Annotated in this window: 21 protein-coding genes and 1 riboswitch; of the genes, 9 read left to right on the forward strand and 12 right to left on the reverse strand. The window is 63.6% G+C overall.

From position 1 onward, the window contains the following. Positions 1-5 precede the first annotated feature (5 nt). A complete protein-coding gene (locus tag AWB68_RS23245; RefSeq protein WP_087646718.1) occupies positions 6-1,901 on the reverse strand; it encodes a PQQ-binding-like beta-propeller repeat protein in 1,896 nt (631 codons plus the stop codon). Positions 1,902-2,207: 306 nt separating this feature from the next. Here AWB68_RS23245 and AWB68_RS23250 point away from each other — a divergent pair, with 306 nt between their 5' ends. After that, positions 2,208-2,819: a histidine phosphatase family protein gene (locus AWB68_RS23250; RefSeq protein WP_087646699.1), complete on the forward strand. Its 612-nt coding sequence runs from the start codon at positions 2,208-2,210 to the stop codon at positions 2,817-2,819. 284 nt (positions 2,820-3,103) lie between these two features. Here AWB68_RS23250 and AWB68_RS23255 read toward each other — a convergent pair whose 3' ends face one another. Then, positions 3,104-3,832, reverse strand: a complete 729-nt coding sequence (locus AWB68_RS23255; protein ID WP_125483009.1) for a hypothetical protein — start codon at positions 3,830-3,832, stop codon at positions 3,104-3,106. 630 nt (positions 3,833-4,462) lie between these two features. Between AWB68_RS23255 and AWB68_RS23260 the strand changes: the two genes are divergently transcribed. After that, positions 4,463-4,933, forward strand: coding sequence for a ribonuclease (locus AWB68_RS23260; RefSeq protein WP_087646701.1), 471 nt, complete (start codon positions 4,463-4,465; stop codon positions 4,931-4,933). A gap of 72 nt (positions 4,934-5,005) precedes the next feature. On the opposite strand, the gene AWB68_RS23265 is transcribed toward AWB68_RS23260, so the two are convergent. Further along, positions 5,006-6,061 carry a HoxN/HupN/NixA family nickel/cobalt transporter gene (locus AWB68_RS23265; RefSeq protein ID WP_087646702.1) on the reverse strand — a complete coding sequence of 352 codons (1,056 nt, stop codon included), beginning with the start codon at positions 6,059-6,061 and terminating at the stop codon, positions 5,006-5,008. A 38-nt stretch (positions 6,062-6,099) separates the two neighbouring features. After that, a riboswitch (cobalamin riboswitch) is annotated at positions 6,100-6,239 on the reverse strand. A gap of 221 nt (positions 6,240-6,460) precedes the next feature. On the opposite strand from AWB68_RS23265, the gene AWB68_RS23270 reads away from it, so the two are divergent. From AWB68_RS23270 to AWB68_RS23280, 3 genes are all read left to right on the forward strand, one after another. Further along, positions 6,461-6,838 carry a DUF2946 domain-containing protein gene (locus AWB68_RS23270; protein ID WP_087646703.1) on the forward strand — a complete coding sequence of 126 codons (378 nt, stop codon included), beginning with the start codon at positions 6,461-6,463 and terminating at the stop codon, positions 6,836-6,838. 103 nt (positions 6,839-6,941) lie between these two features. Then, positions 6,942-7,838, forward strand: coding sequence for a hypothetical protein (locus tag AWB68_RS23275; RefSeq protein ID WP_200828770.1), 897 nt, complete (start codon positions 6,942-6,944; stop codon positions 7,836-7,838). An 11-nt stretch (positions 7,839-7,849) separates the two neighbouring features. Next, positions 7,850-8,230: a copper resistance CopC family protein gene (locus tag AWB68_RS23280; protein ID WP_087646704.1), complete on the forward strand. Its 381-nt coding sequence runs from the start codon at positions 7,850-7,852 to the stop codon at positions 8,228-8,230. A gap of 41 nt (positions 8,231-8,271) precedes the next feature. On the opposite strand, the gene AWB68_RS23285 is transcribed toward AWB68_RS23280, so the two are convergent. The 3 genes from AWB68_RS23285 to AWB68_RS23295 form a co-directional block, all read right to left on the reverse strand. Then, complete coding sequence (locus tag AWB68_RS23285; RefSeq protein WP_087646705.1) at positions 8,272-12,426, reverse strand: CheR family methyltransferase; 4,155 nt, start codon at positions 12,424-12,426, stop codon at positions 8,272-8,274. 413 nt (positions 12,427-12,839) lie between these two features. Continuing rightward, positions 12,840-13,142, reverse strand: coding sequence for a hypothetical protein (locus tag AWB68_RS23290; RefSeq protein WP_087646706.1), 303 nt, complete (start codon positions 13,140-13,142; stop codon positions 12,840-12,842). A 134-nt stretch (positions 13,143-13,276) separates the two neighbouring features. Beyond that, positions 13,277-13,525, reverse strand: a complete 249-nt coding sequence (locus AWB68_RS23295) for a hypothetical protein (RefSeq protein ID WP_087646707.1) — start codon at positions 13,523-13,525, stop codon at positions 13,277-13,279. Positions 13,526-13,665: 140 nt separating this feature from the next. Here AWB68_RS23295 and AWB68_RS23300 point away from each other — a divergent pair, with 140 nt between their 5' ends. Then, the gene (locus AWB68_RS23300) at positions 13,666-14,064 is read left to right on the forward strand and encodes a hypothetical protein (protein WP_087646708.1); all 399 of its coding nucleotides are present in this window, start codon (positions 13,666-13,668) and stop codon (positions 14,062-14,064) included. A gap of 70 nt (positions 14,065-14,134) precedes the next feature. Here the strand turns inward: AWB68_RS23300 and AWB68_RS23305 are convergent, their stop codons facing one another. The 3 genes from AWB68_RS23305 to AWB68_RS23315 all read right to left on the reverse strand — a co-directional run bounded on the left by AWB68_RS23305 (position 14,135) and on the right by AWB68_RS23315 (position 17,173). Continuing rightward, positions 14,135-14,398, reverse strand: coding sequence for a hypothetical protein (locus AWB68_RS23305; protein WP_087646709.1), 264 nt, complete (start codon positions 14,396-14,398; stop codon positions 14,135-14,137). A 40-nt stretch (positions 14,399-14,438) separates the two neighbouring features. Then, on the reverse strand, positions 14,439-15,650 hold the full coding sequence (locus AWB68_RS23310; RefSeq protein WP_087646710.1) for an amino acid aminotransferase: 1,212 nt from the start codon (positions 15,648-15,650) through the stop codon (positions 14,439-14,441). Positions 15,651-15,763: 113 nt separating this feature from the next. Beyond that, complete coding sequence (locus AWB68_RS23315; RefSeq protein WP_087646711.1) at positions 15,764-17,173, reverse strand: amino acid permease; 1,410 nt, start codon at positions 17,171-17,173, stop codon at positions 15,764-15,766. Positions 17,174-17,495: 322 nt separating this feature from the next. On the opposite strand from AWB68_RS23315, the gene AWB68_RS23320 reads away from it, so the two are divergent. From AWB68_RS23320 to AWB68_RS46750, 3 genes are all read left to right on the forward strand, one after another. Beyond that, positions 17,496-17,969 carry an Lrp/AsnC family transcriptional regulator gene (locus AWB68_RS23320; protein WP_087646712.1) on the forward strand — a complete coding sequence of 158 codons (474 nt, stop codon included), beginning with the start codon at positions 17,496-17,498 and terminating at the stop codon, positions 17,967-17,969. Between the two features lie 133 nt (positions 17,970-18,102). Continuing rightward, positions 18,103-18,435 carry a hypothetical protein gene (locus tag AWB68_RS23325; RefSeq protein ID WP_087646713.1) on the forward strand — a complete coding sequence of 111 codons (333 nt, stop codon included), beginning with the start codon at positions 18,103-18,105 and terminating at the stop codon, positions 18,433-18,435. A gap of 63 nt (positions 18,436-18,498) precedes the next feature. Next, the gene (locus tag AWB68_RS46750; protein ID WP_125483010.1) at positions 18,499-18,678 is read left to right on the forward strand and encodes a hypothetical protein; all 180 of its coding nucleotides are present in this window, start codon (positions 18,499-18,501) and stop codon (positions 18,676-18,678) included. A gap of 71 nt (positions 18,679-18,749) precedes the next feature. Here AWB68_RS46750 and aroQ read toward each other — a convergent pair whose 3' ends face one another. The 3 genes from aroQ to AWB68_RS48295 form a co-directional block, all read right to left on the reverse strand. After that, positions 18,750-19,184, reverse strand: coding sequence for a type II 3-dehydroquinate dehydratase (gene aroQ, locus AWB68_RS23330; RefSeq protein WP_087646714.1), 435 nt, complete (start codon positions 19,182-19,184; stop codon positions 18,750-18,752). 205 nt (positions 19,185-19,389) lie between these two features. Beyond that, the gene (locus AWB68_RS23335; protein WP_087646715.1) at positions 19,390-20,820 is read right to left on the reverse strand and encodes an MFS transporter; all 1,431 of its coding nucleotides are present in this window, start codon (positions 20,818-20,820) and stop codon (positions 19,390-19,392) included. Between the two features lie 775 nt (positions 20,821-21,595). Continuing rightward, positions 21,596-21,960: hypothetical protein (locus AWB68_RS48295; RefSeq protein WP_200828771.1), on the reverse strand; the 365-nt coding region annotated here is incomplete at its 5' end.

The following is a 21,960-nucleotide window of genomic DNA, read 5'->3' on the forward strand; positions in this document are numbered from 1 at the left end:
GCTGGCTATTTCAGCAGCCCGAACACCGCCACGCTGACCGACGTGCCCACATACACCTTGCCGTTGGCGATCATCGGCGTGATGAACTTGTTGCCCGGCCCGAACTGGTCGCGCGAGCCGGACTGGTTGCTGTTGTAGAGCTCGTTCGCGAGGTTGGTCGCGTCATAGGCATGCAGCACCGCGATCACGCCGTTCTCGGCCGCCCACACGATGCCGTTCGTGCTGCCGTTCGCCGACACGCTCGGCGTGGCGCCCGGCGAGCCGAACGAGGTCGGCGTCTGGCTGGTGGGCGTCGCCGACAGGCGCGCGTTGCTGATGCCGAACGCCTTGATGTGATCGCCGATCGAGCCGAAGTACACCGTGTTGTTGAAGTAGGCGGGCATGCCGAATTCCGGGCCGGTGATCTGGCCGCTCAACTCCTGGTAGATGTGGTCGGCGTTCGAATCGAAGTTGCCCATCGAATCGCGGTTCACCACGTAGATGATCGAGTCCTTGCCGGCGCCGAGCGCCAGATGGTGGATCGCGCCGCCGGCATCGGCGAGGTCGGGCAGGACGAGCGCGCCGCCCGAGCCGAGGTCCTCGTCCGCGTTCGATTCCCCCACGGTATTCGAGGCCTCGAAATAATCGGCCACCGCGAGCGCCGGCGCCGGGCTGAGTTTCAGGAAACCATTGCCGTAGTCGCCGAGCACGGGTTGGTCGGCGGCGTTGAGCGTGGGATCGAAGGTGCCGTTTGCGTCGAGGAAATAGATCGACGCGCCGTCCGACGCCATGCCCGCGCCGCTCATCCAGATCGCGCCGCCCGAGCCGTTCGGCGTGAGGTTCAGCACGCCAGCCTGCTTGAGCGTGTCGGCGCTGTAGGCGATCACCCAGCCGGTATAGGGCTGGATGTCGCAGTGCGAAGTCCAGCCGGTGTAGATCACGCCGTTCAACAGCAGCAACGACTGGCGCTCGGCGTATTGCGCCGGGTCGAATATGACGTTGCCGTTCGAACTGTTCGCGCCGCTGCCCGGATAGGACGCGGCGATCTCGGTCGGGCCGCCGAACAGTTCGGCACCGGTCGTGACGTCGAGCGCGTGAATCCGCTGGTGATAACCGCCCGAGCCATCCTTCGACATTCCGACGACATACATCGCGCCATGCGGCCCGCGCGTGCGGTCGATGACGGGCGTCGCGGTAATGCCGATCTTCGGCGTGATCTGCGGGCAGCCGTGGTCGTCGCTCGGCGTTTCGCCGGCGCCGAGCGTCGTGGTCTGCCAGAGGGTCGCGCCGGTGTTGGCGTCGAGCGCGTAGACGCTCGCGTTCTCGGTCGCGACGTACAGCACGTTGTGCGTGCCGCCCGCGATGTTCACGGCGGCGAGGTAGAGCGGCTCGGCATCGACGGCGCCATCGACCGGGAACACGGCGAGTTTGCCGAAGTTCGTCGCGTTGACGGTCGCGGGGGTCAGCGCGGTTTCGTTCAGGTGCTGGCCGGTGCGTCCGATGTCGTTGTGATAGGTCGCGACGTCGGGCGAGTTGGCGACTGCGGTGCTGCTGGCCGGGCCGGTGGCGGTGTTTGTGCCTGTGTTGGTGTTTGTGCCGTTGCCAGTGCCAGTGCCAGTGCCGGTGCCCGTGCCAGTGCCAGTGCCCGTGCCCGTGTTCGATCCCATGCTGCCGGTACCGGAGCCCGTGCCCGAACCGCTGCTCGTGCCGGCGCCCGTGCTTGTGCCGCTGCCGGTACTGCCTGTATTGGTGCCGCCACCCGTCGCCGGAGTTGTGCCTGACGCCGCGCCGGCGCCGCTTGCCGGGCTGCTGGCACCCGTGGTGGTCGTGGCCGGGCTCGAACTGCTTCCGCCGCTGCAAGCTGCGAACGCTGCCGCGAGCAGCAGCACCGAAAGGCGACCCGAGAGCGTCAAGCAGTTCATGAGCATTTCCCCTCCCGACCCGGTGTTGCAGTCGATTCCCGCGCGCTACGTCGATTATCGTACGGTCGCAGCAAATACAATGCCGCATGGTCCTTTTCGTACGCTCGTTTTGGCGTAAAAGCGTGAGAAGACGGCCGATCGGTCCGCATGCCGAATCGACGGTCCATGCGCCGCCGTCAAACCGCAGGCGCTTCCCGGCGCCGCTGCGGATGCAGTCGTAGAATCGAATGCTTCGATCGACTGGATTCAACGCCCCGAAGCCGAATCGCCCGACTCTTCCTACGCTTGCCTTTCAGAGACCCGCCGATGAACGCCACCGCCTCCGACGAACCCAACGGCCACGCCGAACTCTGGCTGATCCGCCACGGCGAAACGCCGTGGAGCCTGTCTCGCCAGCACACCGGCCGCACCGATGTCCCGCTGACCGAGCGCGGCCGCGAACAGGCCCGCATGCTGGCGCCGATCCTCGCGCAGGAGCACTTCGACCGCGTGCTGACGAGCCCGATGTCGCGGGCGATCGAAACGTGCCGGCTCGCCGGGCTTGGCGATCATGCAGAGGAGGAGCCGGAACTGCGCGAATGGGACTACGGCATCTACGAGGGCCGCACGACGGACGAAATCCGCGAAAGCGCGCCCGGCTGGTCGGTGTGGGATTCGCCGATGCCGGAAGGCGAGAGTATCGGCGAGATCGAGGCGCGTGCGCGCAACCTGGTTCAGCGGCTCGCTGCGTTGCCGGGGCGCACCGCGCTGTTTTCACATGCGCACTTTTTGCGCGTCTTCGCAGGTTGCTGGATCGGCGACTCGGCGGCGCTGGGGGCGCATCTGCTGCTTGATACGGCGACTGTCAGTATTCTCGGCTTCGAGCGCGAGAATAGGGCGATACGGCAGTGGAACGTGAGGCATCCGGATGTCGCGTGAGGCGCGCGTTCGACGTGAGTCCTTCGGCCATGAAGAGAGCGTGGCAGTGCAGGTTTAGTTGGCCGCCGCTTAACCACGAATTTCCGACCTTGACCTGACAAGTCGGGACGCGGCGCCCGAGTGAGAATTCCAGGGTGCGTGGCGCAGCGCTGCCCATCACTGCACCTCGTGTCTGGCCCGCAGCAGCGGGTTCGCATTTCGGAATCGCGAAATCGGATTGGCGTCTTTAGGCAACGAAGCTGGGGATGCGCGGTTTGCCGTCCACCCATAAACGTCCGCGCGGTTCACCGGGTCCGGGCCTCGATTCGTCGCTCGGCCGCCTCAGCCCGGCGTCGACTGAACTGCTTGAAGATCGATTTTTCGTGAGGATCGCCGAAGTGAAACAGCGCAGTGCTGCGTACGCTCTCCGGCAAACACGGCTGGTTGGCATGCAGCGATCGCATGCCCCAGAAAAAGTAGATGTTGCCCGGTTCGAGCGATACGACCCGCGCCCCCAGCACACGCTGCACCCAGTGCGAGCGCCACAGGCGACGGCCGGCGCCGCTCTCGACCAGCGCCTTTTCGATGATGTTGACTACCGCGCGGCTTCGCACGTTTCGCAGGTTCGGAAACATCACGAGGTGACCAGCCGGTTCGTCCGGCCGCGTTGGAATCAGGATAGGGATGAGCGCGGTCACGACGTAAGAGTCGTAGTGGAAGAGATTCGAATGCCTGAGACCCAGCGTGCCCGACAGTACCCTGATGACAGGCGTGATGCGATCGCTCGGCGGTGGTCCGCCCATCGCCATTTCATAGAGTCCCTCCATTACCGCATGAAACCCTTCCGAGCGGAACACCGCATCGAGCGGACTTTCCGCTATCCATTCGAGTCCACGAAGGCTGAAATACCGGCCATTGTGTTTCTCGAGTTGCTGCTTCACGTAGCTTCTGGCCTGTTCAAGCATCGAGTCGGAAATCACGTCGCGAAGGACGCCTACGCCGTTGCCGTTCATAGCCGAGCTGAGTTCATCCACATCTTCTCGCGAGACCGATTGCAGGGGCGCGTCTGCGCTGCGACTGCCTGTTTGCACAATTCGCCTCCTTTTCGCCGACGTAAGCGGCAAGCGACGTCCGCAGGCATACTCATCTTCGACTGCGGATTCGAGGCATTACATCGCTGGCGCGCCCGCAATCTGTTCGGTCGCCAACATATAACGGACGATTGTGGCCGGCTCACCATGCCCACGTAGGATCACCGCTATCGGCGGCATCGTCAGGTTTCTGAATGATATATGGTCAATAAACGATTCGAGCGCCAAGCGGTCTATTGGACGCGAAACGTCTCCTTCAAGACACGGGACGGACTGTCGCCGGCGTTGGCCGACCGGCTGCAACGGGTGATTGCTCCTCCAGGCGCGGCCAAGGGGGCAATGGATCTTGAGGCTTCATCGCATACGTTTCTCGAAGCAACTCGACGATAAACCGAGCCTCGCTGCAATCTGCCTGATTCGCCTGCTTTTCGAACGCCGCGAACCGTGGATCGGCCCGCTTGACGAGCAAAAAGAAAACTATCTCCCGCCGCACATTGATTCAGTCTGCCATTAGCGATACCCTCAAATCGTTCATGGCCGTCGAATGCTGGTCAACCCGGAGACAACCGTTTCGTGAAACGAGCGTGGGCTTTCTCTTGCATCCTGGCCTTGAACGCGATCCTCGGCGGATGCGGCAAGGAGGGAACGCAAAACGCTACTCCGGAGGCGGGTGCATCCGCGAGTCAGGCGCCGGTGCAGCCTGGGCAGGCCGCGAGCGCCGCACTCGCCGCATCGGGCGCGCAGGAGCAGAGCGCACCGGCCACCGTCACCAAGGCGCAGTTGCCAGGGGAAGCAGCCGAAACACTGCGTCTGATCAAAGCGGGCGGCCCTTTCCCTTTTGGCGAGGATGGAGTCTTGTTCCGCAACAGCGCGGGTTTGCTGCCGCAGCATCCGCGCGGCTACTACCACGCATACACGGTTCGCACGCCTGGCGCGGCGGATCGCGGGCAGCGCCGCATCGTATGTGGTGGACCGCGCAAGCTGACCCGCGATTGCTACTACACCGACGATTACTACGTCAGTTTCAAACGCATTGCAGACTGACTTGGGCCAATTAAAAGCGCCCCGGGTTTTCCTCAAGATGCGATCGCCAACGAAGCGCAGCAAGGAAGCGTTCTAGCGCCGAACTTCCAACGCGTCGAACCCCTTTGCGCGATAGATCATCACCGAAGCGGCCCAGCTCAGCACGAAGATCCCGATGATGACGTACCCGAGCACGCCGAAGTTATCGTTCAAGGTACCAATGGCATCCCACACGGGCCCCTGCAATTTCAACTGGTCTGACAGAAGACCGAGCGCCTCGATGGCGCCAATGACAATCGCGACAAGAACCGACACGAGCGTAATCGTCATGTTGTAGTAGATCTTGCGAATGGGCTTGAGGTAGGCCCATCCATAGGCGCCCAGCATCAAATGACCGTCGAGCGTATCGACCAGAGACATGCCGGCACTGAACAGGACCGGAAACACCATGATGGACCAGGGAGACAAACCCTGCGACGCCTGGGTCGCGGCGATCCCGAGCAACGCAATTTCCGTTGCCGTATCGAAGCCGAGACCAAACAGGAAACCTAGCGGGAACATGTGCCAGCTACGCGTGATCAGGCGGAACAGCGGCCGGAACAGACGGGCGAAGAAACCACGATCCGCCAGCAACAGGTCGAAGTCGTCGTCGACATAGACTCCGCCATCCTTCACGTTACGCCACGCCTTGTAAATCGACCTCAAGATAATGAGGTTCATGAGCGCGATGGCCAACAGAAACAGCGCCGACACGCACGTCCCGATTACTCCACCGACTTCCCTGAAGTAGTCAAAGCGTCTTTGCATGGCCGACGTAGCGACCGCGACGCCGACCGAGGCCAGCACGACGACGGTCGAATGACCGAGGGAAAAGAAAAAGCCGACGCTGACCGGACGCTTTTTCTCGTGCATCAGTTTGCGGGTGGCATTGTCGATCGCGGCAATGTGGTCGGCGTCCACGGCGTGACGAAGCCCGAAGCCGTATGCCAGCAGGGCCGTGCCGAGTAACACCGGGTGCTGACGAAATGCCGTCAACGCCCAGAGCCACGCCAGCACGTTCATGCCGATCAGCAAGCCATAGATGCCAAACAGCTTGCCGCGCACCTGTGTGTTGGAATCACTGAAAATCTGGGCAAGTCGGAAAATCATTGGACAGTTCCTTGGGATCGCGCGTCCCGGTCGAGTTCGAAGAACAACGAAGAGAGGTCTGACTCCTGGCTCATCAAGCTTGAACTTGCGTACCAGATAAAGTGGCGCGACCGCGCCGGAGTTTTACCGGCTTCCCTCATCGTCGTGGCGTTGCGTGACCAATCGGGCTTATACACCGTCGATAAAATCATGTCGACGATCGTTTTTTCATCACGCTCAGGTACGCGGCGCTTGAACGTACCCAGCCCGAAGAACAAGGACACCGCCGTGCTTGCACCGATAAATCAGCGTAGCCGCCAGGCGTCAAACGCGGTGCGGCGGCACGCAGGAGCCCGACAAATCATGCTGCATCGCGTGGCATAATCCGCAGCGTTACTCTCACCAGATCGACGGGCCACCTTGGGGCGCTTCTACCGGAAGATCGGCAGTCTGCTGGGATTGCTCGCGATCCTGATGGCTACGCTCGCCCCGACAATTTCTCACACGCTTGCCGCGAGTCTCGAGCGTACCGCGATGTCGCCGGGGCATTGCGACATGCCCTCGATGCAAGGCGAGCCGCAGGGCGAGAAGGCCGCGCAGCATCCGTTGATGTCCGACGGCCAGGATTGCGGCTATTGTGGTTTGCTTGCGCATATGCCCACGGTGCCCAGCGTGCCGGCGCTGTTCGCGATCACGGTCGGGGTCATCCAGCATCGCGTCGCCACGCGCTTCGAGAGCGTTCGCCGCGTTGAACCGCTTACCTTCGCCCAGCCCCGCGCCCCTCCCGTCCTGTCCTGATTCGAATACCGCCTGCGCGATTCAATGACTGTATCGCGCGGCCGGCGCACGTCCGCCCCAAGGACGCGCGCGGACTCTTCACGATCCGTTCACAGGACAAGCCATGCACGTTATTTCAACGCGCCGAAGAATCGCTCTGCTCTCAAGCACGATCGTTTCGGCCCTCTACACTGTTTCTCTCTTGACGCCATCGCTCGCCAGCGCTCATGCAATCGCCGGCGACCGTGTCTTTCCCTCCACGATGGCAGTGGACGATCCCGGCGTGGGCGATGAGGCAAATCTCCAGTTCGGGCATGTTCGCGTTCCCGGAGACAACGGCGACCAGAGCATCAATACCTTCGACTTCGAATACGACAAGCTGATCACGTCGCGGCTGGCTGTTTCGGTCGGCGGCACTTATGCGATGCAGAACAACCCGACGGCCCACGGCTTCGATAACTTCGAAGTCGGCGTGAAGTACCTGTTGTACGTCAACGAGGCGCATGAATTCATGACGTCTGTCGGCATCGATGCGGAACTCGGCGGAACCGGAAGCCGGGCGATTGCTGACAGTCACTCCACGATCTCGCCGACCCTCTTCGCCGGCAAGGGATTCGGCGACTTGCCCGATTCGCTCGCGTACCTGCGTCCGATCGCGATCACCGGCGAGGCGGGCCCCGCGTTGACGACCGGCGCCGGACAGCCCAACGCGTTCAACTACGGCTTCACCGTGCAGTACAGCCTCCCTTATCTTCAGCAGCACGTCCACGACATCGGGTTACCGCAGCCGCTCGCGAACGTGATCCCGCTTGTCGAAATTCCGCTGTCGAGAAGCCAGGGGCAGACCACGGGGACCGTCAACCCCGGCTTCATCTGGATCAACCGCTATGGGCAGTTCGGCATCGAGGCGCAAATCCCGATCAACCGGGCCAGCGGTTCGCATGTGGGGATTCTGGTTCAGGCCCACATTTTCTTCGACGATGTCGCACCGACGACGATCGGCAAGCCTCTGTTCCAGTAAAGGAGTCGACCATGAACTGGCAATCATTGATCCGGCGGCAGGCAAAGGCGAGCGCAACGCTTTTGCTCGCGGGCCTCGTTTTCGCTGGCGCTGCTGTTGCGCACGTATTTCCGCAAAAGCAGGAGCCCGGTGCAGGCGCGACGGTGGCCTCGCCCGCCGCCGTGAAGATCACGTTCGACGGGCCGCTCGAACCCGCGTTCAGTTCGCTCACGGTCACCGATGCGGCCGGCAAGCAGATGAACACGGCGAAGGCAGCGGTCGATGCACATGACCCTGCGGTCATGACCGTTCCGTTACCCGCTCTTTCAGCCGGACACTACACCGTGCATTGGGTTGCCGTGGCGTCCGACGGGCATCGCACGCATGGCGACTACGCTTTCGATGTGAAATAGCCTGCAGCAGGCGGTTGATCCGCTCAGTGGAGCGTCCCGCCTCACCCCATCACCCTCCTCACCGCCGCGATCAGCGCATCAAGCGACACCGGTTTCGCCAGATGCGCGCTAAACCCCGCCCTCAGCGCCTGCGCCACGTCCTGCGACCGCCCGAACCCCGTCAACGCGATCGCAGGAATCCGCGCCGTGCGCGGCGTCTGGCGCAGCGCCTCGATCAATTCATAGCCGCTCATCTCCGGCATCCCAATGTCGGAGAGCACCAAATCGAACTCTTGTTCCAGTGACGCCGCCAGCGCCGCCCGCGCCCGCGTCACCGCGCAGACCTTCGCGCCTTCCAGTTCCAGCAACGTCCGGAACGCATCGAGCGCATCCGGCGAATCGTCGACGAGCAGCACCCTCAAGTCGCTCAAAATCGCCGGATCGGAGACGGCAGCAGCGGCCGGCGCGTGTGCCATCGACGCCCGCTCCGGCATGCACAGCCGGAAATGCGCACCGTGCCCGACGCCGTCGGAATGCGCCTCGATCCGTCCGCCGTGCATCTCCGTCAGTTGCTTGACGAGCGACAGCCCGATCCCCAGTCCGCCCTGGTCGCGCCGGCCCGCGCCCTCGGCCTGGCTGAACATGTCGAAGATCTTCGGCAGGAAGTCGGCTGCGATGCCCTGCCCCTGGTCGATCACGTCGACGCACGCGAAGCGCCCGTCGCCCGTCAGCGCGACGCTCACCTTGCCGCCCCGGTAGCTGAACTTGATCGCGTTGCGCACGAGGTTCCAGAGGATCTGCTCGACGCGGATCGCATCGGCCTCGATGATGACGGGAGCATCCGCGCCCGACACGGCGAGCGTGATGTCGTTGGCACGCGCGTCGATCGCGCTCGCCTCGACCACCGTATGCAGCACGTCCGCGACATCGACCGGTGCGAGCTTGAGCGCGAGCTTGCCGGTGCGCACCCGCGACAGGTCGAGCAGGTCGTCGATGATCTTCGACTGTCCGATCACCGAGCGGCGGATCGCCTCGGCGGCGCTCTGCACGATCGGGATGCCGCGGCACTCGTAGGCGCGCATCAGCAGTTCGGCCTTCACGTGGATCAGGTTCAGCGGATTTTTCAGCTCGTGCGAGAGCACCGCGAAGAATTCGTCCTTGAGCCGGTTCGCGGCTTCCGCCTGCGCGCGCACCGAGCGCTCGAAGGTGAGTTGCGCCTGCTGCATGCCCTCGGCGCTCTTCTTGTCGGTCAGGTCGCGGGCGATCTTGGCATAGCCCTTGAAGCCGTCGCTTTCGATGAAGGTCGTCACGCCGCTGCAATAGATTCTGCGGCCGTCGCGGCGCGCGTGCCAGCGCTCGTCCTCGGAGCGGCCCGCGTCGCTCGCGCGGCGCCGTTCGGCAGCGGGCACGCCTTCGGCCCGGTCTTCCGCCGTGAAGATCACATCGGCGGGCTTGCCGATCACTTCGCCCTCGCGATAACCGAACACGCGCTCGGCGCCTTTGTTCCAGCTGACGACCACACCGTCGAGGTTCTGCACGACGATCGCGTAGTCGTTCGTGCTTTGCGCCGCGAGCTTGAGCCGCTCCTCGCTCTCGTGCGCGGCCTGTTCGGCTGCGCGCCGCGCGCTGATGTCGACGAGCGTCAGCACGGCGCCCTCGATGCGGTCGTCGCCGGTGCGGTAGGGCTGGACGCGCGACACGAACCAGTCGCCGTCGACGCTGCTCACTTCGCGCAGCGTCGGCTTCAGGTCTTCGAACGCGGCGGTGACGTCCTGTTCCAGCTCCGGATAATTCAGGCGATGCGTGAGGTCGAGGAGCGGCCGGCCGACATCCGAGGCGATGATGTTGAAGAGGCCCACCGCCGCGTTCGTGTATCGCTTGATGCGCATCGCGCGATCGACGAACACGGTCGCGATGCCGGTGGACGCGATCAGGTTGCGCAAGTCGTCGTTGGCCTTGTCGGTTTCCTCGACCTTGTCCTGAAGCTCGCTGTTGACCGCGATCAGTTCCTCGTTGACCGACTGAAGCTCTTCCTTGCCGGTCTCGAGTTCCTCGGTCGCGGAACGCAGTTCCTCGTTGATCGACTGCAATTCCTCGTTCGACGCCTTCAGTTCCTCGTTCGATACGTTCGACTGCTCGACCGTCGTGCGCAACTGGTCCTTCGTGCGATGCAGTTCCTCTTCGAGCTGGACGAGCATCGCATCGCGCTCGGCGCCGGATGCGCTTTCGCCTCGCACCGCGCCCGGCGGCGTGTCGTCCTCCGTTTCGTCGAACAAGACGAGCACGACATCGGTGCCCGATGACTTGTCGCGAAACGGGCACACGGAAATGTCGACGAGATACGCGGTGTCGCCGCGCTTGAAATGCACGCGTCGGGCGTCGGCATTGCCGCTCGTGAGCGCCGCCTTGGCGAGCGCCGCGCGCAGTTCGAGCCGCAGGTCCGGATGCACGAGCTTGAGCAGGTTGTGCGACGGCTCGCCGCCCACATAGCGCAGGAAGCGCCCCACGTCGTCGGTCGTGTGCAGGATCTCGCCTGCGCCGTCGATGATGACGCTCGGCGGTGAATGATGTTCGAGCGCGCGCTGATGCAGCGCGGCAAGCGACAGGCTGCCCGGATGGCGCCCGCGTTCGGCCGCCGCTGCCGGTTGCGCGCTCACGGCGCGCTGCACCGTTACAGGCGGCATGGGTGCGGTGCGCCCATGCGTCAATGCGCTCCGCGCCCGATAGATGCGGTTTTTCTTGTCGACCGGCGTGAAGAGTTCTTCGGCGACCTCCGCCGATTCCGAACCGCCGAGGAAGAGATAGCCGTCGGGCTGGAGCGCGAAGTGAAACGTCTGCAGCACCTGCCGCTGGATCGCGCGGTCCATGTAGATGAGCAGGTTGCGGCACGACACCATGTCGAGCCGCGAAAACGGCGGATCGCGCAGGATGTTGTGCGTCGCGAACAGCACCTTTTCGCGCAATGGCTTGTCGAGCACGTAGCGGCCTTCCGTCTTCGTGAAGAAGCGGCGCAAACGCGCGAGCGGCACGTCGGCCACGATCGACTCGGGATAGGCGGCCGCGCGCGCGAGGTTGATCGCGCGCTCGTCGATGTCGGTGGCGAAGATTTGCAGCACCGGCAACGCGTCGGGGCCGCCGAGCGCTTCGGCGAAGAGCATCGCGTGCGAATACGCCTCTTCGCCCGTCGAGCAGCCGGGCACCCATACGCGAACCTGCTCGTCATGCTGCTTGCCTGCGAGGATCGACGGCACGACGTCGCGCCGGACCGCTTCGAACGCGTCTCGGTCGCGAAAGAAATTCGTCACGCCGATCAGCATGTCGCACAGCAGATGCGTCGTTTCCTCGGCGTGTTCGTCGATGAAGTGCCGGTATCCGCTCAGGTCCGCGAGTGAGTTGACCTGCATGCGCCGCTCGATGCGCCGCAGCACCGTCGCGCGCTTGTAGTGATGGAAGTCGTGGCCGGTGCGGGCGCGCAGCGTGGCGAGGATGGCGCGCAGCAATTGCTCGGGGTCTTGGGCGGCGCCGCTCGCGGTGGGGAGCACAGGGCTCGCGTCGGCGAGGTCGGGCAGACGGATGAAGCGCGCGTTGTTCCACAACTCGATCAGCTTTTGCGGCATGGCCGCGACCGGGAGCACGAGGTCGGCCTGTCCCGTCGCGATCGCGCTCTTCGGCATTTCGTCGTATTCGGCGTCGTCGGGGGACTGGACGATCGTGACGCCCGCCTGCTCCTTGATCCTGCCGATGCCGAGCGCGCCGTCGCTGCCCGAGCCCGACATGACGATGCTGATCGCGCGTTCCCGGTGGTGGTCGGCGAGGCTGCGAAAGAACAGGTCGATCGCGACCGGCCGGCCGCGCGGCCGGTTCGCCTTCGTAACGTTGAGAAAACCGTCGATCATCGAAAGCTCGTTCGACGGCGAGATCAGATAGACGGTGTTTGCCTCGATCGGCGTGGGCTTGACCACCTGAAGCACGGGCATGTTCGTTATGCGCTGCAGGATCTGGTCGGCGCGGCTCTCGTACTTCGGAGAAAGGTGCAGGACAATCACGAATGCCATGCCGCTGTCGCCCGGCATATGCTCGAAAAAGCGCAGCAGCGCCGGGATGCCGCCGGCCGACGCGCCAATGCCGATGACCGGAAAGTTGAGGCCAGAGCCCGGCTTCCCCGGCGGGCTTCCCGCTTGATCCGTTCCGGCAGTCTCCAGCTTCTCGGTGTTCATGATTGGATCCGGTGATCCGGGTTCGCGTGCTTTGGCTGCACTCGCGTCAATTCTTGCGGTCGATTCGTGCGGGAAGCTGAAAACTCGTGGCGTGCGTCGTTCCTGGGTTTCCCGGCGGAAGGCGCGCCAGCCCGCTGCGCCTGCGGCGGCCGCGTGGGCAATTTCACGCGCCGCTTACAAAGTTGATAGCAACGGGCGTTCCGCGCCCTGTGATGCCCGCAGGCTACGGATAGGGTCGCGCAAGATTCGAGCCGTTACGAGGGATGGGTTCGCGCCGGAGAAGCGGCCTTCGTCACGTCGCGTGCGAATGCCGCAGGGATGCTCGCCCGGTGCCATCGCCGGCAGTGCTGCGCTGCCGCGCAACCGATCGGGCTTCGTTGGTATCCGTTGCCTTCGTGCGCGCGCTGGAACGTTTACAGCGCACGCGCGACACGCGGTGCCTTGCCCTGAAGCGAGGCCTTCAGGTCGCTGCGTTCACTGAAGCTTGGCGCGCCGAGCCAGCAGATGAATTCATCCTGCCAGTTGCCCCAGGCGTTTTCATCGAGATCGAATTCCTCGTCGATCCGCCCGCCGTCGCGCAAATATGCGCCGACCAGGCGCGTTCCGTTCCAGTAGGCGACCGCGACGTCGGTCAGGTCGGCGGTCGTGCCGGCCGGCAGGTCGCGGAGCAGCATCGCGAGTTGTGCCCTGAAGGACGCGAATTCGTATGAGGCCATCGGCAGCTCCACTCTCTTGAAAACTTGGAAACGAGTCACTAAAGGATGCACCCGCTGTCGGGGAGCGTCAATTTGCGGCGCCTCGCTCGGACGCTTGCAGGGAGCCGAACCTCGGAATCATCCGCGTACCGCACTCAACCAAACGCGCCTTTGTTCAGATCCTTCTCGAAATCGGTCGTCCAATGCGTGTCGTGTCCGATCGGATAGGCCTTCTCCTTGAGCGTCGACTTGCGAACGATCGTGAGATGACCTCGCAGCGGATAGACATCGTCGACGAGATCGGTCGTGTCGGTTTCCTGGAGCATGAAGTCGTCCTCGGACAGGCGGTGACGATGCAGGATAGTGACGAAGTCCGCTTTTTCGTCCGGTGCGATGACTGACATTTGCGCCTCCTCAATTCCAATGCTCGACCATTTCAAATTAGCACATGGATCGAGACGCTGCCGGGCGAAGCGTGGTGGCGTGCGTGGGTCGGGACGCGGCGCGTATACCATGTGCGTTGGTCAATCACGAGCGAGCGGACATGAAACGCAGACTGTCGATGGCATCCGGGGTTCTTTTTGCTTTCATCGCGTTGTTCGCCGCGCGAGCCGGTGCCGACGAACCCGCGTGCGGCACGCTCGTTGGCGCTGGCGCGGCGGACACGGCGGACGCGGCGTCCGGCGGGTTTGCATTGCGTGAAGGGGAAGCCGTCGATCTGGTCAGCGCGGGCAAGCGGGTGCACGGCACGCTGCACGTGTTTCGCGACGACGCGGTTTATCGGATCTACTGGCAGCCGGCGGGGAGCCCCGAGCGATATGTGCTGGCGACGGCGGGGACGAACAGCGTGCGGCTCGTCGCAACGCCGCCGCGTGGGTCGCCTGTCGCGGACGGGCCGGGGATGCTGCCTTCGCAGCAGGTATTGTCGTGTCCGGCGCTCTGAGGCGCGGTCTTCAGTTGCTGGCGCTCGGGGGGCCATTTACACCCGATACAACGACATTTGGCAACGACACCTAGGGCTTGGCCGCCGGCACATTGCCGCCAGCACCACGCGCCGGCGCCGCCGACCCGGCGCCGCCCGACGTCGTGCCCTGCCCCTGGCGCGGCGCGTTAGCGGCGCTCGATCCGCTGGCGCCGCCGAACGTGGTTTGCTGTTGCGGGCGGCTCAACGCCTGCGCCTGAAGCAGCTTCTTCGTGCGGTCGTTCAACTCCGCGTTGGCCACGCTGGCGACGCAGCACGCGCCCATTACGAAACCCACCACTATCATCTTGCCCATCGACGCCTCCCCTGCGGGCGCCGCACAACGCACGACGCCCTTAACGACCGTTTTCCTGCCCAGCGAGCACCTTAGCGATTGCCCCGGCGACCGGCCCGACGTTCGTCTCGTTGAGTCCGGCCACGCACATCCGGCCAGAGCGCAGGATGTACACGCCGAACTCCTCGCGCAACCGGTCGACCTGTTCCGCCGACAGCCCCGTGTATGTGAACATGCCGCGCTGCTTCACATACCGCGACAGGGCCTCGCCGCGAACGTGGTCTTTCAGGCCGTCGTGAATCGCGACGCGCATTCTCGCGATGCGCTCGCACATCGCCGCCAGTTCGCGCTGCCAGGACTCCCGGAGCGCGGGCGTATTCAAGACCCGCGTGACGATCTTCGCACCATGCGTCGGCGGATTGCTGTAGTTCGAGCGCACCGAACCGGTCAACTGGCCGACGACGCGTGACGCCGCCGCCGCGCTCTCGCAGATCACATGCAAACCGCCGCAACGCTCGCCATACAGCGAAAAGTTCTTCGAAAACGAATTGGCGACCAATGCCGGCACGCCGCGGCGAGCCAGTTCGCGCACGGCGAACGCATCGTCGTCGAGGCCCGCGCCGAAACCCTGGTACGCCATGTCCACGAATGGCAGCAAGTCGCGCGCCTGAAGCACGTCGATCAGCCGCTCCCACTGCGCGCGGTCGAGGTCGACGCCCGTGGGGTTATGGCAGCACGCGTGCAGCAGGACGATGCTGCGCGCGGGCAACGCGTCGATCGCGGCGAGCATCGCGTCGAACTTGAGGCCGCCCGTGGCTTCGTCGTAGTACGGATAGGTGTTCACCTCGAAACCCGCGCGCTCGAAGATAAAGCGATGGTTTTCCCAGGTCGGATCGCTGACCCAGACCTGCGACTGCGGGAAATAGCGCTTGATGAAGTCGGCGCCGACTTTCAGCGCGCCCGAGCCGCCGATCGTCTGCACGGTCGCGATGCGCCCTTCGGCGCGCGCCGGCGTCGCCTCGCCGAACACGAGTGCCTGCACGGCGTCGCGATAGTGGGCGAAACCGGCCATCGGCAAGTAGGGCTTAGGGCCCGGCTCGTTCAGGATCGCGGCCTCCGCTTCATGCACGGCACGCATGACGGGCAGGCGGCCGTCGTCGTCGAAATAAATGCCGATGCTCAGATTGACCTTATTGCTTCGCGGGTCCTTCTGGAAATCCTCGTTCAGGCTGAGGATCGGGTCACCGGGATAGGCATCGATATGTTCGAACATGGTGTTTATCAACCGAATCGGAGAGGCGGAAAGCGGCCGTCATGCGGGACAGCCGCCCGAAAAAAGCGCCGCGCGCGGCGCGAAGTATCGATCAAGCGTGGATCAACCGCAGGTCAATGATTATCGGCCACGAACGGCTTTCCTGCCGCGACGCCGCTCATCGCCTCGTCACGCGGACGGAACCGGTAGCTCACGCCGAGCACCAGCAGCCACACCGGAATCAGGTACACGGAGAGCCGCAGGTCCGGCGTCGCGTACATGACGACCAGAATGCCGGCGAGAAACGCGAGGCACAGGTAGTTCGTGAACGGGTAGCCGAGGCTGCGGAACACCGTCGACTGGCCGGCCTTGCGCTTGTCGCTGCGAAACTTCAGATGGATGATGCTGATCATCGCCCAGTTGATGATCAGCGCCGACACGACCAGCCCCATCAGCAGTTCGAACGCCTTGCCGGGCATGAAATAGTTGATCACGACGCACGCGCCCGTCGCGAACGCCGATACGCCGAGCGCCGCGAGCGGAATGCCGCGCCGGTTCACCTTCAGCAGTGCGCGCGGCGCATTGCCCTGTTTCGCGAGGCCGAAGAGCATCCGGCTGTTGCAGTAGACGCCGCTGTTGTACACGGAGAGCGCCGCCGTCAGCACGACGAGGTTGAGCACGTGCGCGACGAGGTTGCTGTTCATCGCGTGGAAGATCAGCACGAACGGGCTGCCGCCGGCCACGACCTTTTCCCACGGATAGAGCGACAGCAGCACACCGAGCGCGCCCACGTAGAAAATCAGGATCCGGTAGATCACCTGGTTGGTCGCGCGCGGAATGCTCTTTGACGGATCGTCGGCTTCCGCCGCCGTGATGCCGACGAGTTCCAGCCCGCCGAACGAGAACATGATCACGGCCATCGCCATGACGAGCCCGCCGAGTCCGTTCGGAAAGAAGCCGCCGCGCTGCCACAGGTTGGTGACGCTCGCCTCGGGACCGGCCGTGCCCGAGAACAGCAGATAGCCGCCGAACCCGATCATGCCGACGATCGCGAGCACCTTGACGATCGCGAACCAGAATTCCATCTCGCCGTATGACTTCACGCTCGTCAGGTTGATCGCGTTGATGACCGCGAAGAACACGAGTGCCGAGATCCAGGTGGGGACGCCGGGCCACCAGTACTGCACGTAGATGCCGACCGCCGACAACTCCGCCATGCTCACGAGGATATACAGCACCCAGTAGTTCCATCCCGACATGAAGCCGGCGAAGTGGCCGAAATACTTGTTGGCGAAGTGGCTGAACGAGCCGGCGACGGGTTCGTCGACGACCATCTCGCCCAGTTGCCGCATGATCAGGAATGCGATGGCGCCGGCGATCGCGTAGCCGAGCAGCACCGATGGGCCGGCCATCTTGATCGTCTGCGCGATGCCGAGGAAAAGTCCGGTGCCGATCGCGCCGCCAAGCGCGATCAACTGGATATGGCGGTTTTTCAGTCCGCGCTTGAGTTCGTCGCCGGGGTTGCCCTGCTTGCCTGAAACCATCTGTGCCTGTCTCCGTGTTTTCGATTTGGTCGGGCTCGCGCGTCGTCATGCGACGCGAGTTGCGAACCGCTGGCGTTCGTGGCGCCGCGGTGTGGCGTAGCGGGCGTGCTGGTCGACGCATCGCTGCCGCTCGACGCGAAATTAAATTTCTGCGCCAACGTGGGTCGCCGGTACCTGGAGCACGCGATTTTAGCGCAGCCCACATCGCCTTTCGCCGCTCCAGTGTATATTTGAGATAGCAAAATAGGATTTCATAAAGCACGCTGGCAAACCCTGATTCGTGCACTTAAATTTCTCCAATCGACCGCAGAAGGAAACAAAAGTGCATAACGTGTCGCTCGACCGCATCGACCTTCGCCTTCTCGCCGTCCTGCAGGAGCACGGCAGGATGTCCAACCTCGAACTCGCGCAGTCGATCAAGCTCTCTCCAGCGCAGACGCTCAGGCGTCATCGGCGGCTGGAGGAAATGGGCGTCATCAAGCGCTACGAAACCCGGCTTGATGCCGAAAGCCTGGGCTTTGGCGTCGTCGCGTTCATCCAGGTGACGATGGAGCGCGGCCATATCCGCGACTTGCTGAAGTTCAAGGAACTCGTCGCGAAGCTCGCGCAGATCCAGGAGTGCTTCTCCGTGACCGGCGATATCGATTACGTGCTGAAAGTCGTCGCGCGGGATCTGAAAGGACTGTCGGAATTCCTGCTCGACACGCTGATGCGCATTCCCGGCGTGAGCCGCGTGCAGTCGATCGTCTGTCTCGACGAAATAAAGGGCACGAGCGCGATGCCACTCGACGCGTGAGCGTCTGCCGGGCGTCTGGCATGACCATAAGAGGAATAGCGGAGAATTGAGCCGCAAAACCCGCGTTGTTCGGCCGATTGGATTTTGGGCCAATCCCTCAGACTTGAATCATCCACTCAAGAGGGACGCCGACATGTCGCAAAGCTTCGAAGGATTCGCCGAAATCGATACCCACGCCCACGCCGCTGTGCACGGCGTCACGCCGCACGGTGCGCTCACGACTCAGGCATCCGTCGCCGGCCCGCAGGCGTCCTTCCCCGAACTCCCGATGACCGAAGCCGACTTGCTGCGCGCGCTCGACAAGGCGACGGCCAGCATCATGCGTCTCGCCGGCAAGCTGCGCTCGATCTCGGGCGACGAGCACGACGCCCGCGCGGACGAGCAATCGATCGAGCAGCAGCGCGCACTCGCGCACGCGCTCATCTGCCGGTTGCTGACGATGCCCGCTTCGACCGTCCAGCACTGAATTCAGCGAATCGAGCGCGCTCGGCCGCTCATATCAAGTCACGTTTCGTTTCGGGGAAAAGCCATGAACCATTGGATGATCTTTCTGGCAGTCTGGATGATGTTCGCGTTTTGCGTCGTATTGTTCATCCGTGGCGCAACAGTGCGTGAAACGGCGCCCGACCGCCACGCGAAAGCGCCGGCAGCAAACGGCGACCGCGACGCGTTCGCCCTCGGCCGCGCCCGCTCGTCCAGCCCCGACTGACATCGATCTGGCGCGAGGGCGGCGTCGCCAGACACCGCCCGTCGAAGACAAAGCGGCGCGCCCCATCTCCCTCACATCGCCGAAAGAGCGGCTCGCAGCCCGAGCAAATAGCTCTCGACGCCGAATCCGCAAATCTGCCCCTTCACGATCTCCGCGAACACCGACTTGTGGCGAAATTCCTCGCGCGCGTGGATGTTCGACATGTGGATTTCCACCACCGGCACGGTCAGGATCGCGAGCGCATCGCGGATGCCGTAGCTGTAGTGCGTCCACGCGCCGGCGTTGATCAGCACGGCGTCGGCGTTGTCCGCGTACGCCTTGTGGATGCGATCGCACATGTCGCCTTCGCAGTTCGTCTGATAGCTCTCCACCTCCACGCCAAGTTCCTTGCCGAGCGCCTGCAGCTTGCCGTCGATTTCGTCGAGCGTGGTCGTGCCGTACTGCTTCGGATCACGCTTGCCGAACATGTTGTGGTTGATGCCGTGCAGCATCACGATCTTTTTCATGAGTGTTCCTTCGGTTGAACAGGATGGGATGGGGTGATTGGCCTGAGGCGGAAGCCCTGGCGACGATCGCGCGCATTTTAATGCGCTGAATGGCGTGCGGTCGAATGCGGCGTCGGGATTGCATTCGAGTTGCGGGAACGGATTGCCGTTCGCTGGTTGTCTGCGCCTCGCAACATGCGAGGCGCGGACGCGAATGCTCAGATCGTCAGGCTGACGCCTTCACCAGCTTTTCATCGGCGACCGTCTGCGCGCGCAGCCGGTCGTACTCGGCCTTGTCCATCGGAACCGCGTCGGGTTCGCCGAGCTGGCTCATCGGGATGCGGTAGGTCTCGCGAGCACTCCATGCCGCGATTGCCGCGATTATCGTCACGCCCAGCGTGATCGAGCCGATGGTGAGCGGGATGTTGGTCGATCCCGGCGGTGCCACGGTCGCGAAGAGCGCCGGCAGCAGCGCGGTGATGAGCGTGCCGATGTTCTGCGCAATCGCCATCGCCGAGACGCGTGAGCGCGTCGGGAACAGTTCCGGGTAGAAGCTCGAAAAAATCCCGTTGTAGCCCTGATAGACGATGCCCCACATCAGGAGCGACATGACGAACGCCAGCGACACGCTATGGATGCTGATCGCGTAGAGGTAACCGTACGACAGCAGCCCCGAACCGATCGCGCCGACGATCACCGGTATCCTGCGGCCGATGCGGTCCGACAGATCGCCGACATACGGAATCACCACCACCGCGACGATGTTCCCGACGACCGGAATCCACAAGTACACGCTCTTGTGAAAGCCGATGCCGTACGAAGCCTGCACCGCGTAGGCCGCACCGAAAATCGTCGCGACGACCGGGATCACGTTCATCAGCGCCATGCAGATCACGCGGATCATGTCCGGCAAGCTGTGCTTGAACGCTTCCTTGATCGGCGACTTCGGCACGGCGGCTTCGTCGGCTTCGTGTGCGAAGGCCGGGGTTTCGTCGACTTCGCGACGGATGATGTAGCCCGCGAACAGCACGCCTGCCGAGAGCAGGAACGGAATGCGCCAGCCCCAGGAGTTGAACGCGTCTTCCGGCATGAAGTACGCAAGCGGCAGGAAGATCGCCGCGGCGAGGATCTGGCCGGCCTGCACGCCTTGCAGCGTGAAGCTCGCGTAATAGCCGCGACGTCCGAACGGCGCGTGCTCCAGAATCATCGAACTCGCGCCGGAGATTTCACCCGCCACCGCGAAGCCCTGGACCAGGCGCAGCAAGACGAGCAGCGTCGGGGCGAGCATGCCGACCGAGTGATACGTTGGCAGCAAGCCGACGGCCATCGTCGAGCCGCCCATCAGGAACATGCAGATCAGCAGCACGGTTTTACGACCGTGGGTGTCGCCCCAGTGCCCGAGGACGAACGCGCCAATCGGACGCGCCACGTAACCAACGCCATACGTCGCCAGCGACGCGACGATCGCCACCTTCGGATTGCCCGACGGGAAGAAGAGTTGCGGGAAGATCAGCGCAGCGGCCTGCGCGTAGATGAAGAAGTCGTAGTACTCCAGCGCCGAGCCGATCCAGCCGCTCGCGGTCGCCTTCTTGGTCTGATTGCGATGGTGGTCGTCTTGCGAGTCGGGCGAGCCGTGTGACCGCGGGTTCGTTTCCATGTTGTCTCCTGATTTGAATCGTTGGAACAGCTTCTAGGGCCGCTTCTTGACACACTGACTGCACTGGATCGGACACCCGTCGCGGGCGATCCTCGTCCGCTTCGATGCCGTGCCTATTCTGCATTGCTTCCGGGCAAACGGGTTGGTGGAATGAACGATATGAAAACGAGCGGAACACGCGCCGCCGTTCGATCATCTCGCTTGCATCGTTACCTTACGATGGGGCTAAACCCGATGAGCGCGAGCTTGGGTCGTCCGGTCGTCTTGTTTCGATACGGAGCGGCGTGCCGCACGTTTCAGGCCCGCTCGAACAAGCCGACGATGCGAGGCTTTTTGGTGCGGTGCAACTCGTGGGTAAATTACTATGCGAGCCGGCAAACATAATGCGGCCGACGGGAAAATCAGAATGCGCGTGGAGCGCACAATGGGGCGGGGGTCACTCAGAGAGCGTCGTGCGGATGGGGTGTCAGACAGAACGGTGTCTTGGCAAATGAGGAGGGAAACCGCTTGCCTGGTTGCTCGTGAATCTTGATGTGATTCGGTGCTTGAGGTCTGTTGCCGAGCGTTCCAATGACGTCGATCAGAGGCCTTCGAGCTGCGCCCGGGCATGACATCGACGGCAGCTTTCAAGGTAGAGGTATAGCGGACTTTCGCCTGGCCGCTCATTCCAGCGCGTGGTCGGCGAAAGTCCGCAGGGTTGCAATGCAAGGTGGTTCGGAAGGACACGGCGGTAGGTGCCGCCGTGTCCTTCTCGCTCGTTAGAGCGCTATCTACGTCAGTGACCACCGCCGTTGCCACCGCCGTTGCCGCCGCCCGATCCACCGCCCGATCCACCGCCGTGGCCGCCGTGGCCGCCGTGGCCGCCGTTGCTGCCACCGCCGTTCGATCCACCACCGGACGAGCCGCCACCTTGGCCGCCGTTGGCGCCCCCGCCGTTCGATCCGCCGCCGTGGCCACCGTTGCTGCCGCCGCCGCTCGCTCCGCCACCGGATGAACCGCCGCCTTGGCCACCGTTGGCGCCGCCGTTCGATCCGCCGCCGTGGCCGCCGTTGCTGCCGCCGCCGTTCGATCCACCACCGTGGCCACCGTTGCTGCCGCCGCCGTTCGATCCACCACCGGAGGAACCGCCGCCTTGGCCAC

Source organism: Caballeronia choica (genome assembly GCF_001544535.1).
GTDB classification, from domain to species: Bacteria; Pseudomonadota; Gammaproteobacteria; order Burkholderiales; family Burkholderiaceae; genus Caballeronia; species Caballeronia choica.

Bases quoted from the DNA above. Each gene is read 5' to 3' on its own strand.
- AWB68_RS23245 (WP_087646718.1), bottom strand. From the start codon at position 1,901: ATGAACTGCTTGACGCTCTCGGGTCGCCTTTCGGTGCTGCTGCTCGCG.
- AWB68_RS23250 (WP_087646699.1), top strand. From the start codon at position 2,208: ATGAACGCCACCGCCTCCGACGAACCCAACGGCCACGCCGAACTCTGG.
- AWB68_RS23265 (WP_087646702.1), bottom strand. From the start codon at position 6,061: ATGATTTTCCGACTTGCCCAGATTTTCAGTGATTCCAACACACAGGTG.
- AWB68_RS23275 (WP_200828770.1), top strand. From the start codon at position 6,942: ATGCACGTTATTTCAACGCGCCGAAGAATCGCTCTGCTCTCAAGCACG.
- AWB68_RS23280 (WP_087646704.1), top strand. From the start codon at position 7,850: ATGAACTGGCAATCATTGATCCGGCGGCAGGCAAAGGCGAGCGCAACG.
- AWB68_RS23285 (WP_087646705.1), bottom strand. From the start codon at position 12,426: ATGAACACCGAGAAGCTGGAGACTGCCGGAACGGATCAAGCGGGAAGC.
- AWB68_RS23290 (WP_087646706.1), bottom strand. From the start codon at position 13,142: ATGGCCTCATACGAATTCGCGTCCTTCAGGGCACAACTCGCGATGCTG.
- AWB68_RS23295 (WP_087646707.1), bottom strand. From the start codon at position 13,525: ATGTCAGTCATCGCACCGGACGAAAAAGCGGACTTCGTCACTATCCTG.
- AWB68_RS23300 (WP_087646708.1), top strand. From the start codon at position 13,666: ATGAAACGCAGACTGTCGATGGCATCCGGGGTTCTTTTTGCTTTCATC.
- AWB68_RS23305 (WP_087646709.1), bottom strand. From the start codon at position 14,398: ATGGGCAAGATGATAGTGGTGGGTTTCGTAATGGGCGCGTGCTGCGTC.
- AWB68_RS23310 (WP_087646710.1), bottom strand. From the start codon at position 15,650: ATGTTCGAACATATCGATGCCTATCCCGGTGACCCGATCCTCAGCCTG.
- AWB68_RS23315 (WP_087646711.1), bottom strand. From the start codon at position 17,173: ATGGTTTCAGGCAAGCAGGGCAACCCCGGCGACGAACTCAAGCGCGGA.
- AWB68_RS23325 (WP_087646713.1), top strand. From the start codon at position 18,103: ATGTCGCAAAGCTTCGAAGGATTCGCCGAAATCGATACCCACGCCCAC.
- AWB68_RS46750 (WP_125483010.1), top strand. From the start codon at position 18,499: ATGAACCATTGGATGATCTTTCTGGCAGTCTGGATGATGTTCGCGTTT.
- aroQ (WP_087646714.1), bottom strand. From the start codon at position 19,184: ATGAAAAAGATCGTGATGCTGCACGGCATCAACCACAACATGTTCGGC.
- AWB68_RS23335 (WP_087646715.1), bottom strand. From the start codon at position 20,820: ATGGAAACGAACCCGCGGTCACACGGCTCGCCCGACTCGCAAGACGAC.